This window comes from Paenibacillus sp. EB106-06-01-XG199, assembly GCF_058791575.1.
Genome location: NZ_JBYTDQ010000009.1, coordinates 142,005 through 157,352, shown reverse-complemented (window position 1 = coordinate 157,352; position 15,348 = coordinate 142,005). Strand labels below are relative to the sequence as shown.

Sequence of the window (15,348 nt, the reverse complement as noted above, 5' to 3'; positions counted from 1 at the left end):
CAATACAGAGTTTTTCCCTAGCATAGAAAAAAGACTGTCCTCCCGCATCCTAAGATACGGCTTGAAGACAGTCTTTCTTGATTTAAGCTCTTTCGATGATGCGTTGGCCTAAAGTTAACTATTCAGCGCGTTCCCATGCTGCGCTACCCATTTATTGGCCTCAAGCAAGGAAGCCTCTGCCCGTTCAATCGCTGCCTTCACCTGCACAGTGGCTGTGCCTCCGTACACGTTGCGCGCATCCACCACCGCTTCCGGCTGCAGGACTGCATAGATCTGCTCGTCGAACAGCGGCGAGAATTGCTTGAATTCCTCCAGTGTCAGATCGAGCAGGAATTTCCCCTCGTTAATGCAGAACAGTACGGTTTTGCCAATGACTTCATGGGCCTGGCGGAAAGGCAAGCCTTTACCGACCAGGAAGTCTGCAATATCGGTCGCGTTGGAGAAATCGGTATTCACCGCTTCACGCATCCGCCCCTTGTTCACCTTCATGGTGGAGATCATCGGTGCAAACAGCTGCAGCGCCCCTGTAAGAGTGGCTACTGTGTCGAACATGCCTTCCTTGTCTTCCTGCATATCCTTGTTGTAAGCCAGCGGCAGCGACTTCAGTACGGTCAGGAGGCCAATCAGGTTGCCGTAGACTCGGCCGGTTTTGCCCCGCACCAGTTCCGGTACATCCGGGTTCTTCTTCTGGGGCATAATGCTGCTGCCGGTACAGAAGGCATCATCCAGCTCCACGAAGCTGAATTCTGTGCTGCTCCACAGCACCAGCTCCTCACTGAGCCGGGACAGATGGGTCATGATCAGCGAGGCGTTCGCCAGAAACTCCACGATAAAGTCACGGTCGCTGACTGCATCCAGGCTGTTCTCGTACACACTGTCGAAGCCAAGCTGTTCCGCTACAAAATGGCGGTCAATCGGGAACGTGGTCCCCGCCAGCGCGCCCGCTCCCAGCGGCAGCACATTGATCCGCTTGTAGCTGTCCGTCAGGCGCTCCGCATCCCGGCGGAACATCGACACATAAGCCAGCAGATGGTGGGCGAACAGGATTGGCTGTGCCCGCTGCAAATGCGTATAACCGGGAACAATCGTCTCCACATTATCCTTCGCTTGACCAATCAGCGCTTCCTGCAGCTCATGCAGCAGCCCGACCAGCTCTACCACCCGATTACGCAGGTATAGATGCATGTCGGTCGCCACCTGATCGTTACGGCTACGTCCGGTGTGCAGCTTCCCGCCGACCGGACCGATTTCCTCAATCAGGTTCTTTTCAATATTCATATGAATGTCTTCATCTGCTACGGAAAAAACAATTTCTCCCGCCCGAACCTTATCCAGCACCTTATTCAGACCCGCCTTGATCGTTTCTACATCGTCCTGCGGCAGAATTCCGCATTTGCCCAGCATTGTGACATGGGCCAGACTGCCCTGCACATCCTCTTCGGCCAAAGCCTTATCGAACCCGATGGAAGCCGTATATTCCTCCACCAGCTTATTTGTTCCTTTGGTAAAACGTCCGCCCCAAAGCTTGCTCACCTGTTGTTTCCTCCTCTGTTGACGCCAGAAGGGCCGCTCCTGTCCTGACGGGAGGAACGGCCTTCCGAAGTCTGCTTAATTAAGCTGAGCTTATTTCTTGATTAATACCGACGCGCGGTTAAAACACTCTACTTATTAGATTCCGCTACACCTGCTGATACTTTCAAACGCAGGGCATTCAGACGGATAAATCCTGTGGCATCGCCTTGGTCATAAGCTTGTGTAGGGTCAGCTTCCATCGTCGCGATATCCGGGTTGTACAGGCTGACCGGACTCTTGACGCCGGCACCGATGATATTGCCTTTGTAGAGTTTGAGACGCACCGTACCGGTCACGTTCTGCTGGCTTTCTTTGACCAGAGCCTGTAGAGCAAGACGTTCAGGCGCAAACCAGAATCCATTATATACCAAGGTGCTGTAACGGGTAATGAGGCTGTCACGCAGGTTCATCACTTCACGGTCCATGGTGATGGACTCCATCTTGCGGTGTGCCGTGAACAGGATCGTTCCGCCCGGAGTTTCATACACGCCGCGGCTCTTCATACCGACAAAACGGTTCTCTACCATATCTACGCGACCAATACCGTGCTTGCCGCCCAGTTCATTGAGTTTCTCCATGACTTGCAGCGGGGTCAAAGCTTCGCCGTTCAGCGCAACACAATCGCCTTTGAGGAAATCCAGCTCCAAATATTCCGCCTCGTCCGGAGCATCCTCCGGCGCGTTGCTGAGCAGGAACATTCCCTTGTTCTCAGGTGCGCTTGGATCAAACCAAGGATCCTCCAGCACGCCGCTCTCATAGCTGATATGCAGCAGATTGCGGTCCATGGAATATGGCTTGGCCGCTGAGGCCTGTACCGGAATTCCGTTGGCTTCCGCATAAGCGATCATTTCTGCACGGCCCGGGAACTGGTTGCGGAACTCTTCGAGCCGCCAAGGTGCGATAACGTTGATGTTCGGAGCCAGTGCAGCTACGCCCAGCTCAAAGCGAACCTGGTCGTTGCCTTTGCCTGTTGCGCCATGGGCAATTGCTGTAGCGCCTTCAGCGATGGCAATGTCCACCATCCGTTTGGCAATCAGCGGACGGGCAATGCTGGTGCCCAGCAGATACTGTCCTTCATAAAGTGCGCCCGATTGGAACATCGGGTAGATGAAGTCATTCGCGAACTCGTCGCGCAGATCATCAATGTAGACTTTGGAGGCGCCGGTCGCCAGTGCTTTTTCCTCCAGACCATCCAGCTCTTCCTTCTGGCCGATATCGGCTGTAAAAGCAATGATCTCCGCATCATAGGTTTCTTTTAGCCATTTCAGAATGACCGAGGTATCCAGTCCGCCGGAATAGGCGAGTACAATTTTTTCTTTAGCCATGAAGAAGCAACTTCCTTTCGTGTGGGGGGTATAGGATGAACTTCAAAAATTCGCTTATAGAACTCTGGTGATCAGGCGCAACTGGGTGAAAGGTTTGGACTTTCGGCCGCTGTTATAATCAGATTTCTATGATTTATAAGCCCGCGTACAACGGGAGAAATCTGATTATAAAGGCGGACGCTATCGCTCCTACAGTTCCAAACTTTCACTCCGTTGCTCCGCACCAGAATTCTAACGCTGTTTATTAAGTTCAACCTATATAGTGTTTTATATAGTATAAGACCAAGCAAGACCCTTGCAAGATCAATCTTGATTTACTCTAAGCCTAAGGCGAAATTAATTAGCCCATCAGTGCGGCCATCAGAGCCTTCTGCGCATGCAGACGGTTCTCGGCCTGGTCAAAGATGACCGAATTCGGCCCGTCGATTACACCGGTGCTGACCTCTTCCTCGCGGTGGGCCGGCAGGCAGTGCAGGAACAGGTAGTCGCTCTTCGCGCCTTTGACCAGTTCCTCATTGACCTGATAGTCCTTGAACGCCGCTTCGCGGGCCAGCTGCTCGGCCTCAAAGCCCATGCTCGCCCACACGTCCGTGTAGATGACATCGGCATCCTGCACCGCTTCCTGCGGGCTGCGGGTAATGACGATGACAGAGCCGGTCTCCTTGGCGATCTCACGCGCTTCCGCGACCACAGCGGCATCCGGCTCATAGCCTTCCGGTCCGGCGATGGAGACATGCACACCCAGCTTGGCTCCGCCGATCAGCAGGGAATGCGCCATGTTGTTGCCGTCGCCGATATAAGCCAGCTTCAGCCCTTTAAGCTTGCCCTTATGCTCATAGACCGTCTGGTAATCCGCCAGCACCTGGCAAGGATGAGCCAGGTCGCTCAGCCCGTTGATTACAGGGATTGAGGCATAACGCGCCAGATCCTCCACTTTATCATGGCCAAAGGTACGGATCATGATGCCGTCAAGATAACGGGACATTACCTGCGCCGTATCGCCGACCGTTTCTCCGCGTCCGAGCTGAATGTCATTATTGCTTAAGAAAAGCGCATGACCGCCCAGCTGATACATCCCTACTTCAAATGAAACGCGTGTGCGGGTTGAGGATTTCTCGAAGATCAGTCCGATCGTCTTGCCCTTTAGCGGCTGGTAGACCTCGCCGTTCTTTTGCTTCTGTTTCAGCTCGATGGCCAAATCAATCAAATACGTGATTTCTTCCGGACTGTAATCGTTCAGCTCCAGTAAATCACGGCCTTTGAGCTGCTGTGCGATTGTATTCGCAGCGTTTTGTACACCCTGGCTCATGAACCTGCCTCCCCGTTTTTTTTGTTAGCATAAGTATGAATTAGTTCGGAAAGGATGTCCACCGCCTGGTGGATCTCCTCTTTGCTTACATATAAATTAGGCAGCAGCCGAATCACATTCGGTCCGGCCTGTACGAACAGCAGTCCCTGCTTCTGTCCAGCCAGCACAATATCGCTTACCGGCGACTGGCATTCGATGCCGATCAACAAGCCTTTGCCGCGGATCTCCTTCACAAACGGCGTATCTGCCAGCTTCTCTCCCAGCAACCCGGTGAGGTACCGGCCCATTTCGGCTGCGCGCTGCGGCAGCTCATCTTCAAGCATCGTCTCGATGGTCGCTTCCATCACCGCTGCGGCAAGCGGCGTGCCCCCGAAGGTGCTCGCATGGCTGCCCGGGCTGAAGGCTTCGCGCAAATAGCCTTTGCCCAGCATAACCCCCGCCGGAAAACCGCTGGCCACACCTTTAGCCAAAGTAAAAATATCCGGCTCAATGCCGTAATGCTGATGTGCAAACAGCTTGCCGGTACGGCCCATGCCGGTCTGCACTTCATCGACGATCAGCAGCAGACCATGCTCCTTGCACAGTTCCACCACTGCGTCCAGGAACTCCTGCTTCACTTCAAGCACGCCGCCTTCCGCCAGCACCATCTCCAGCATAATGGCTGCCGTATTCTCGGAGATCGCTTCCTTAAGCGCCGGAAGATCATGCAAAGGCACCGTCTTAAAGCCTGCCGGAAGCGGCAGGAAGCCTTCTTTCACTTTTTGCTGGCCGGTAGCCGTAAGTGTCGCCAATGTGCGGCCATGAAAGGATTGTTCGAACGTAATAACCTCATAACGCCCCGTGCCCTTTACCTTCTGGTGATAGCGGCGGGCCAGCTTGATCGCAGCCTCATTCGCTTCTGCACCACTGTTGCAAAAGAACACCTGATCCGCACAGCTGTTGCCCGTAAGCAGCGCTGCCACCCGGTCCTGGCCCGGAATGTGGAACAGGTTGGACACATGCCATAGCGTATCAATCTGCGCCTTCAGCTTCGCGCCAACCTTCTCCGGAGCGTGCCCCAGACTGGTCACAGCCAGACCACACATGAAATCAAGATATTTGTTTCCTTGATCATCCCATACCCAGCTGCCTTTACCCTTGACCAGACTGATGTCATATCTGGCGTAGGACGGGAATACCGCACCCAGCTTGGCAGGAGCAGCCCCCCGATCCTCCAGTTCCGCTGAACGGTTTTCCGTTGCCCCTGTTAAAGAATCCTTTTCCGCTTGCGTTAGCTTACTCATTCTTAGTCACTCTCCCACCATGCTGCTTCCGGTATTCCGGCAGCGCTGTATTTTGTGATTCCAATCAGCAATATGGCTGTGCAGTACATCTTCTCTTGCATTCTATCAATTTCTGTTAGGAAGAGATAATCTTCGTTCCTAACTCTTCGCCCTGCAGCACCCGGCTGAGTACTTTCGGCTCCTTGCCGTCCACAATAACGACCTCCGACACACTGCCCTGAATGCAGTCAATCGCGGCCCTCACTTTAGGAATCATCCCGCCGTAGATTTCGCCGCTTTCGATCAATTCTTCAATTTGCGCCACCGTCACCGATGGAAGCACAATCTTCTGTCCTTCCACTGTACGCATAATGCCGGGAACATCCGTTACTACAATCATTTTGGGCGACTCTACAAAAGAAGCCACCGCTCCAGCTGCTGTATCCGCATTAATATTGTAGCGCTGGCCTGCTGCATCCACACCGATAGGAGCAATTACAGGAATATAACCCAAATCAAGAATACCCTTGATGATCTCAGCTTTGACCCCGGTTACTTCACCGACCTGGCCCACTTCATCGCTGTTCGCTACCGGCCCCGCCATGATGAGATTGCCGTCGACACCAGATAGGCCAAGTGCCTGCCCGCCGCTGCCCTGAATTCTTCGGACAATCGCCTTGTTGATACTCCCGGCCAAGGTCATCTCCACCACATCCAGCACTTCCTCGGTCGTCACCCGCAGGCCGTTCACGAAACGGCTCTCAATACCCAGCTTCGCCAAATTTCCGGAGATCGCCGGGCCGCCGCCGTGCACGATAACAGGCTTCACACCGCTGCTCTGCAACTCTCTTAAATCCTCAAAAAAAGAGTCAGGCAATGCCGCCAGCGTACTGCCGCCGCATTTCATCACGAACAGCCCGCCGGCCCTATTCTTCTCTATACGTTCTTCGGTCATAGTATCGGTATCCTTCCCATGGACTTATGCAACAGGTTGGTCAGGTACGGTAGGCCGCATTGATCCGCACATAATCATAAGTGAGATCACAGCCCCAGGCTGTAGCCGAACCGTCCCCATCAGATAAAGCTACGGTAATCAATATCGTATCGCTTTTTTGCAAATAGTGAAGTGCCTTCTCTTCATCAAAAGCAACCGGACGCGACTGCTTCAGCACCTCAATCTCACCCAGCGATATGTCTACACGCTCCGGTGATACAGGCACTCCCGCGCGTCCCACCGCAGCAATGATTCGTCCCCAGTTGGCATCCGCACCGAATATCGCCGATTTGACGAGACTGGAGCCGACCACCGTTTTGGCAATCGCACCTGCAGCCTCATCATGGACTGCCCCGCTGATCTGCACCTCAATAAGCTTTGTTGCACCTTCGCCGTCACGGGCAATTGCCTTGGCCAACGTCTTGCAGACATGTATAAACGCAGCAGCAAAAGCTTCCCAATCGGGATGTTGCCGCGTCAGCTTCTCGTTCCCGGCCAGACCGCTGGCCATCGCTACCAGCATATCATTGGTACTCGTATCTCCATCTACCGTGATCATATTAAACGTTGAATTGGTAGCCGTGCGCAGCAGGTTTAGCAGAGCTTCCCCGTCAATGGCCGCATCCGTGGTCATGAAGCCCAGCATCGTGGCCATATTGGGATGAATCATTCCCGAACCTTTAGCCGCTCCGGCAATTGTAACTTCCTCGCCGCCGACCTGTACCTTTACGCAGCATTCTTTTTTCACCAGATCGGTAGTCAAAATAGCCTGGCAGAATTCCTCCGCACCACCCGCTCCCCCATCCAGCTTCTCCGGAAGTCCGGCAATCCCGCTGCGTACACAATCCATCTTCAGCAGCTCACCGATTACCCCGGTAGAAGCAACTGCAACATCCAGCTCATTCACACCGAGATGACGTGCAGCGGCGGCGCGCATTTCGTAGGCATCGGCTTCTCCCTGTTCACCAGTGCAGGCATTGGCGTTTCCGCTGTTTACGATTACCGCCTGCAACACCCCGTTCGCCAGACTTTCCCGTGTCACCTTCAGCGGAGCAGCCTGAAATATATTGGTCGTATAGACAGCAGCAGCCGTGGCAGGCACCTCGCAAAGGATGGCCGCAAGGTCATTACGGTCGGTTTTTTTGAGGCCGCAGTGCAGCCCTCCAGAGGTAAATCCCCTCGGTGCAGTTATACTTCCGCCTTCCACGACGGTATAAGCTTTACTCTCATTCATTGTATGTTTGACCGCTGAACCTTACGGATACACAGGCGTGTAGCCAAGGCCACGGGTTTCCTCCCATCCCATCATCAAATTCAGGTTCTGAATCGCTTGCCCTGCTGCGCCCTTAACGATGTTGTCAATCACGGACACTATGGTAACCCGGCCTGTACGGGCATCTGTGGCAAACCCGATATCGCAGTAGTTGGAGCCGCTGACTTCTTTCGTCGCCGGAACCACGCCAGCCCCGCGGACACGGACAAACGGTCTGCCTTCATAATACTCACGGTATAATTCCACAAAATCCTGCTCGCTATAATTTCCGTTCATCCCGGCATACATCGTACTCATAATCCCCCGGTTCATCGGAACCAGATGCGTGGTGAACGTTACGGTTACCTTCTCTCCGGCAATCTCCGTGAGCACCTGCTCAATTTCCGGGATATGCTGGTGTTTGTTGATTTTATAGGCTTTGAGATTCTCATTGATCTCGGCAAAATGGACCATCAGACTCGTTCCGCGCCCTGCCCCGGAAACTCCCGATTTTGCATCAATAATGATACTGTCATGCTTAATCCAGCCTGCCTTCAGTGCCGGAATCAGCCCCAGCAGTGTTGCCGTAGGATAACAGCCCGGATTAGAGATAAAATCCACGCCGGCGGCACGTTCCCCGAATACCTCACATAAGCCGTAGACCGCCTGCTCCAGGTAAGCTTGAGGGGGAGCCGGATGCTTATACCACTGCTCATACTCCGCACCGTCTTTCAGCCGGAAGTCACCCGATAAATCGACGACCTTCAGTCCTGCCTCCAGCAATTGCGGCACCAGCTTCGCACTGACTCCCGACGGCGTAGCCGTGAACACAACATCTGCCCTTCCGGCGATCTCTGCCGGGTCTACACCATCCAGATTGCGCTGGATAATTCCCGTTAAGTGGGGGAATCCATTCTCAATGGGCTCGCCCGCACTCGATGAGGAGATCACTGAAGTAACCTCTATATCAGGGTGGTTCTGCAGCAGCCTAATCAGCTCCACGCCTCCATAACCCGTTGATCCGACAATTGCCGCTCTCAGCTTGCCTTCCACTGTCATCCCCACTTCCTGCTTCATAAATTGAATGAATACCGTCCTGCAAATATGTATTATTATACGTCCGAATTAATATAAATACAACACATAACGTCAACTTTGTTCAAAAGCATTTTTAGAATTTCAACCGCAGCCCGTGACCCGATAACTAAGAAAAAAGAGAAGCGTTTAGCTTCCCCCTAAGGAAAAATCTATGCTTCTCTTTTAAAACCTTCGCCCAATACTTCATGAGCCTCCGTTATAATGACAAACGCCCCCGGATCGACCGAGCGGACAATGGCCTTCAGCCTCGTAATCTCATTCTGCCCGACAACTGCCATGAGCACCGTACGATTGTCGCCGGTGTATCCGCCCTCAGCCTTCAGCTTGGTCAGACCACGGTCCAGGTCATTTAAGATCGCCTGCGATATCTCTTCCGTCTGGTCTGAAATAATATACGCAACCTTGGTCGTACTAAAGCCTACCTCCAGTGCGTTGATTACTTTGCCTGTAACGAACAGACCGATCAATGCGTACATCGCCTGCTCCATCCCCAGTACAAAAGCAGCCAGCGTAATGACCGTGCCGTCCAGCAGCACAACGGAGAGTGAGAAGCTGAACCCGGTGATCTTCTGGATAATCTGCGCCAGAATGGTCAAACCACCTGTCGAACCGCGCCCGCGGAAAACCAGACCCAGACCGAGACCCACGCCGATACCACCATAGATGGAAGCCAGCAGCGGGTTTGTTGTAGGAACAGGCCCATCTTTGGTCAGGAAAATAAACAGCGGCAGCACAAAGCTCCCCAGCAAGGAGCGGATTCCATATTGCTTGCCGAGAAAGATGATCCCCAGCACAAACAGCGGGATATTCAGCGCCCACTGCGTAAATGCCGGCTCCGCATGAAACCAGGCTTCGGCAAGTACGGACAATCCCGATACCCCGCCGGATGCAATCTGGTTCGGCAAGAAAAACAGATTAAAAGCAAGCGCGGTAATCAGCGACCCGACCAGGATGAGCACAATATCTACGGTATGGCGCAGCGGCCCGTTCAGCGGGATCAACGGGGGTTTGTTGCGTGAATTGATTTTTTGCATGTATGCCTTTTCTCCTTAAGATGTGATCTTGCTTATATATCGCCGCCAAGTCAAGTTGTTGTTCCAGAGCGTTTCAACTACTTTGCGGGAATTACAGGCATTTCATTCTTACATCACAAAAATTCCTACACCTCCGAAGACGCGTAGGAATACAGTTCCGCTTATTCAACCTCTGTTTTGATTTGGCTCCGCAAGTACCCGTCAATGAACAGATCCAAATCGCCGTCCATGACCGCTCCGACATTTCCGGTTTCCACGGAAGTGCGGTGATCCTTTACCATGCTATAGGGATGGAATACATAAGAGCGAATCTGGCTTCCCCAGGCAATTTCAGATTGCTCGCCGCGGATCTCATCCAAATGCTGCTGTTGTTCCTGTAATTTGCGCTCATACAGCTTGGAACGGAGCATTTTCATTGCCTGTTCCCGGTTTTTGATCTGCGAGCGCTCGTTCTGGCAGGTTACCACCACACCTGTTGGCAAGTGAGTAATCCGCACAGCTGAGTCGGTCGTATTGATATGCTGACCGCCTGCGCCGCTGGCCCGGTACGTATCGATCTTCAGATCCTCTGTACGAATATCCACCTCTACATCATCGGCTATTTCCGGAACGACATCGCAGGAGACAAAAGAAGTATGACGTCTTCCGGAAGAGTCGAACGGTGATATGCGCACCAGCCGGTGGACCCCTTTTTCAGTCTTTAAATAGCCATAGGCATTAAAACCCTTGATCAGCAGTGTAACACTCTTAATCCCTGCTTCATCACCCGGCAGATAATCGAGCACCTCTACTTTAAATCCGTGTTTTTCCGCCCACCGCGTATACATCCGCAGCAGCATCTGGCCCCAATCCTGGGATTCCGTTCCGCCAGCACCCGGGTGCAGCTCCAGAATTGCATTCAGCTTGTCATACGGCTGGTTCAGCAAAAGTTGAAGCTCGAACTCATCGACTTTGCTGCCCACACTGCGAATGGTTCCGGCAATCTCTGCTGCCAGGGCGTCGTCGCCTTCTTCATCGGCAAGCTCAGCCATCATTGCGGCATCTTCATAATCCTGCTGCAGCCTCTCATACTGATCCACGCTAGACTTTACCGCGTTCATCTCGGCGATCACACCTTGCGCCTTCTCGGGGTCATCCCAAAATCCGGGAGCAGCCATTTTCTCCTCAAAGTTTGCGATCATCTCCTGCTTCAGATCTAAGTCAAAGAGACCCCCTAAGGTTGGTTAGTTTCTTGCCTATTTCACGCAGGTCTTGCTTCACGTTAGCATCGATCATATGGTTCACTTCACCTTTCAAAAATAAGTGGTTGCGCCGGGCGGCTGATTGGACTTAGGCGTTTCTAGAGACCAACGCGCTTCGCTGGCGGAATTGTTCTTCAGAACAAAGCGTATTATTCGGTGATGCCCGTAACTGCGTGGAATGTTTGGACTTCCGGCCGCTGTTATGTTTGGATTTCCTGATTTAAACCGCTATATAGATTGAACTTAAGGTTTTAGAGTACAGGATCAGTCGCAACTACGGTGAATATTTGGACTTCCGGCCGCTGTTGTCTTCAGATTTCTTGATTTTATCCGCTATTAGCGGTAGAAATCCGAAGACAAAGGCGGACACTACCGCTCCTCCAGTTCCAAAATCCCCCTCCATTGCTCCTTTTCCTTATCTCAAGTATTTAAGTTCAATTTATATAGTCACGGTAGAAATCCAAATATAAAGGCGGACGCTATCGCTCCTACAGTTCCAAACTTCCCCTCCGTTACTCTCACCTTCATGGCTAGGTTCTCAAGAACAATTCCGCGTGGTCCGCTTCTTGGTCACCAAAAGATCCCAAAGTCCAAAAAAGCGGCCGGGCCGCAAAACGGGGGGAGTCCCCCGGGCCCAGCCGCTTTTTATTGTCATTATAACCTTTGAAGCAATGGACAAGACCTAAAGCGCACTTGGTAAAAAACATTCGCAGCTTCAGATCTTCTCACTATTGTACCGGAAGACCGAACATCAGAAAATCATCCAAATGTCTTACGCGTTCTGTCCGTGGCAGTTCTTATACTTCTTGCCGCTTCCGCAAGGGCAAGGGTCGTTGCGGCCAATCGCAGACTCTACATGCACCGGACGTTTCTCGGCAGGCTCGGCATTTGTGGAGATTTTGTCCTCTTCCACTACCGACTGGCGTTCCTGATTCGTCTCAATGTGCGCCTTCATAATGTAGGTTGCTACTTCTTCCTGAATGCTGGCGGTCATGGCATTGAACATTTCAAAGCCTTCGAATTGATATTCGCGAAGCGGATCGGTACCGCCGTAAGCGCGCAGGTGAATCCCTTGACGAAGCTGATCCATCGCATCAATATGATCCATCCATTTGCTGTCTACGGAACGGAGTACGATAACCTTCTCGAATTCGCGTACCAGTTCGGCACCCAGACGTTCTTCACGGGCTGCATATTTCTCCAGCACACGGGTGAAGATGTACTCAATGATCTCTTCAACTTCCTTGCCCCAGAGATCGTCACGTGTCAAAACGCCTTCTTCCAACAGTTTGCTGTTTACATAATCAGCAACCTCTTGAAGCTCCCAGTTTTCCGGAATATCATCACTGCAGTGGGCGTTAACCACACGGTCAATGACCGGTTTGATCATTTCTACTACGATATCTTTAATGTTATCAGACTCCAGAATTTCGCGGCGTTGTTTGTAGATAATCTCACGCTGCTGATTCATTACGTCATCATATTGCAATACGACCTTACGGATATCAAAGTTGTTGCCTTCTACCCGCTTCTGGGCAGATTCCACTGCACGGGTAATCATACGGCTCTCAATCGGCTGATCTTCTTCGAATCCGAGACGGTCCATCATATTCAGGACATTGTCCGCTCCGAAGCGTTTCATCAGCTCATCGCCAAGCGACAGATAAAATTGAGTTGAGCCCGGGTCGCCTTGACGTCCCGCGCGTCCACGCAGCTGATTATCAATCCGCCGGGATTCATGCCGCTCCGTACCAATAATATGCAGGCCACCAAGATCGGTCACACCTTCACCCAGTACAATATCCGTACCACGGCCAGCCATATTCGTAGCGATAGTTACTGTTCCCGGTTGTCCGGCATGAGAGATAATTTCTGCTTCCGCCTCGTGATGCTTGGCATTCAGTACCTGGTGTCTAACACCCTTACGTTTCAGCATTTCAGATACGCGTTCGGAATTTTCGATGGATACTGTACCTACCAGTACCGGCTGGTTCTTTTTGTGGCGCTCTACAATCTCCGCTACTACAGCGTTGAATTTGCCGTTTTCGCTCTTGTACACGACGTCTGGCATATCATCACGTTTGTTAGGTTTATTGGTCGGCACCTGGAGAACTTCCAGCCCGTAGATCTTCTTGAATTCCTCTTCTTCCGTCTTCGCAGTACCTGTCATACCACCCAGCTTGCGGTACATCCGGAAGTAGTTCTGGAACGTAATTGTAGCGAGCGTCATGCTCTCATTCTGTACCTCAATCTCTTCCTTGGCTTCAATCGCTTGATGCAGTCCGTCACTATAACGGCGTCCTGCCATCAGACGGCCCGTGAATTCATCGACAATAACAACCTCATCATCATTTACTACATAATCCACATCGCGGCGCATAATAGCATTAGCTTTGAGAGCTTGTACGATATGATGGTTCAAGGTTACATGGGCATGGTCATATAGATTCTCAATGCCAAAAGCACGTTCAGCCGTAGCGACACCCTTCTCGGTCAAAGCCACGGACTTCACTTTAATATCAATCGTGTAGTCCTCTTCAGCAGTCAGCTTCTTCACGAAACGGTCTGCTGCGTAATACAACTCTGTCGATTTCTCAGCCTGTCCGGAAATAATAAGAGGGGTACGGGCTTCATCAATCAAGATGGAGTCAACCTCATCAATAATACAGAAGTATAGCGGGCGTTGTACCATTTGCTCCTTGTAGAGCACCATGTTGTCACGCAGGTAGTCGAAGCCGAATTCATTGTTCGTGCCATACGTAATGTCGCAGGCATAAGCGTTTTGTTTATCAGCATGGTCCATACCGTTCAGGTTCACCCCGACGGTCAAGCCCAGGAAGTTATAGATTTGTGCCATTTGCGCACTGTCGCGCTGAGCGAGATAGTCATTTACGGTTACAACATGCACGCCTTTACCCAGCAATGCATTCAAATATACCGGCAGCGTTCCTACCAGTGTCTTACCTTCACCTGTCTTCATCTCGGAGATCCGGCCTTCATGCAGCGCCATTCCCCCAACCAGCTGTACGTCAAAATGCCGCATGCCCAGCGTCCGTTTGGAAGCTTCGCGTACGGTTGCAAAGGCCTCGGGAAGAATCTCTTCCAAGGTTTCGCCCTTCTCAATACGGGCGCGGAATTCTTCAGTCTTAGCTTTGAGCGCTTCATCCGAAAGCGCCACAAAATCCGGCTCCAGTCCATTAATTACTTCGACCGTCTTCATTAGACGTTTGACATCCCGTTCATTGGTGTCGCCGAATATTTTCTTTACAAGTCCTAGCATGGTTAACCCCTTTCATGCAACACAGATGGTGGAATCGAGCCCATCCCACAAAATTGAAAGGGCCATATATTATTTCGATTCCGCTGCTTCATAAATTGTAACAGTTTGTAAGAGATGCCGCAATACGAGCAGGCCGCAACCTTATTTTACAAAAAAAAGTTCAGTCGCGTTTTATCTTCATATTTTCGCTGAAATGCCGCTGTACCTTTGGAGGGCAATGTTGCCCTTTTTTCTGTCTCCGTTTATATACGCACAAGAGCCCTATTCGATTCACACGAATAGGGGCTCGGTTAATTTTCTACGTCAGACTGAGACGAATAACGCAGCCTCAGCTATTGCCTTGTTGATTTTCAGAATCTAGTTCTGTTCAATCAGGCCATACTTTCCATCATTTCGTTTGTAAACAACACTCACTTCAGAAGTGTCGATGTTGGAGAACACAAAGAAATTATGTCCAACCATGTTCATTTGCAGGATCGCTTCCTCGACATCCATAGGCTTCAAGGTAAACCGCTTGTTACGCACAACCTCCAAATCATCATAATCCTGTTCCTCTACAGCAACAGCACCAGGGGCTCCTTCTACAAACAGCGTCTTCAGGCTTCCTTCCTGGCGGAACTTGCGATTAAGTTTGGTCTTGTGCTTGCGGATTTGGCGTTCCAGCTTGTCCACAACAGCATCAATGGAAGCGTACATGTCATCACTGCGGTCCTCGGCACGAAGCGTCACACCTGCCAGTGGAATGGTTACCTCCACCGTATGAAGGCCGCGGACAACGCCAAGCGTCACATATCCTTCTGAGGTAGGGGGTGCATCGAAATACTTCTCAAGTCTGCTGAGCTTCTTATCAACATATTCTCTCAAAGCGTCGGTCACTTCAATTTGTTGACCTCGAATGCTGAATTGCATGGGCACTCCTCCTTTGTTTACATTTTCATTATACCAAATTGTCAGCGCTAAGTAAAAAACAAATCATGACAG

Annotated in this window: 11 protein-coding genes; all 11 read right to left on the bottom strand. The window is 51.6% G+C overall.

The genetic code is table 11. The annotated features are described in order from the left end of the window. Positions 1-114 precede the first annotated feature (114 nt). The 11 genes from argH to hpf all read right to left on the bottom strand — a co-directional run bounded on the left by argH (position 115) and on the right by hpf (position 15,276). Positions 115-1,533, bottom strand: a complete 1,419-nt coding sequence (gene argH / locus AC3WT9_RS27540) for an argininosuccinate lyase (protein ID WP_341096740.1) — start codon at positions 1,531-1,533, stop codon at positions 115-117. Between the two features lie 128 nt (positions 1,534-1,661). Next, positions 1,662-2,897, bottom strand: coding sequence for an argininosuccinate synthase (locus AC3WT9_RS27535; RefSeq protein WP_341096742.1), 1,236 nt, complete (start codon positions 2,895-2,897; stop codon positions 1,662-1,664). Positions 2,898-3,237: 340 nt separating this feature from the next. Then, positions 3,238-4,206, bottom strand: a complete 969-nt coding sequence (gene argF / locus AC3WT9_RS27530; RefSeq protein WP_341379981.1) for an ornithine carbamoyltransferase — start codon at positions 4,204-4,206, stop codon at positions 3,238-3,240. Further along, positions 4,203-5,489, bottom strand: coding sequence for an aspartate aminotransferase family protein (locus AC3WT9_RS27525; RefSeq protein WP_492408286.1), 1,287 nt, complete (start codon positions 5,487-5,489; stop codon positions 4,203-4,205). The genes argF and AC3WT9_RS27525 overlap by 4 nt, the downstream gene beginning before the upstream one ends. Positions 5,490-5,604: 115 nt before the next feature. Next, complete coding sequence (gene argB, locus AC3WT9_RS27520; protein ID WP_341379983.1) at positions 5,605-6,423, bottom strand: acetylglutamate kinase; 819 nt, start codon at positions 6,421-6,423, stop codon at positions 5,605-5,607. A gap of 40 nt (positions 6,424-6,463) precedes the next feature. Beyond that, positions 6,464-7,696, bottom strand: coding sequence for a bifunctional ornithine acetyltransferase/N-acetylglutamate synthase (gene argJ, locus AC3WT9_RS27515; RefSeq protein WP_341096748.1), 1,233 nt, complete (start codon positions 7,694-7,696; stop codon positions 6,464-6,466). 21 nt (positions 7,697-7,717) lie between these two features. Further along, on the bottom strand, positions 7,718-8,773 hold the full coding sequence (argC, locus tag AC3WT9_RS27510; RefSeq protein WP_076109618.1) for an N-acetyl-gamma-glutamyl-phosphate reductase: 1,056 nt from the start codon (positions 8,771-8,773) through the stop codon (positions 7,718-7,720). Positions 8,774-8,961: 188 nt separating this feature from the next. Further along, positions 8,962-9,846: a YitT family protein gene (locus AC3WT9_RS27505; protein WP_076109619.1), complete on the bottom strand. Its 885-nt coding sequence runs from the start codon at positions 9,844-9,846 to the stop codon at positions 8,962-8,964. A 161-nt stretch (positions 9,847-10,007) separates the two neighbouring features. Beyond that, positions 10,008-11,121, bottom strand: a protein-coding gene (prfB, locus tag AC3WT9_RS27500) for a peptide chain release factor 2 (RefSeq protein WP_341096750.1) whose coding sequence is annotated in 2 segments (ribosomal slippage) — positions 10,008-11,048 and positions 11,050-11,121 — 1,113 coding nt in all. Because the reading frame shifts where the segments join, the coding sequence is not laid out codon by codon here. Between the two features lie 738 nt (positions 11,122-11,859). Further along, positions 11,860-14,367, bottom strand: coding sequence for a preprotein translocase subunit SecA (gene secA, locus AC3WT9_RS27495; RefSeq protein ID WP_341379985.1), 2,508 nt, complete (start codon positions 14,365-14,367; stop codon positions 11,860-11,862). Positions 14,368-14,724: 357 nt separating this feature from the next. Continuing rightward, positions 14,725-15,276 carry a ribosome hibernation-promoting factor, HPF/YfiA family gene (hpf, locus tag AC3WT9_RS27490; RefSeq protein ID WP_341096753.1) on the bottom strand — a complete coding sequence of 184 codons (552 nt, stop codon included), beginning with the start codon at positions 15,274-15,276 and terminating at the stop codon, positions 14,725-14,727. Between the last annotated feature and the right edge of the window lie 72 nt (positions 15,277-15,348).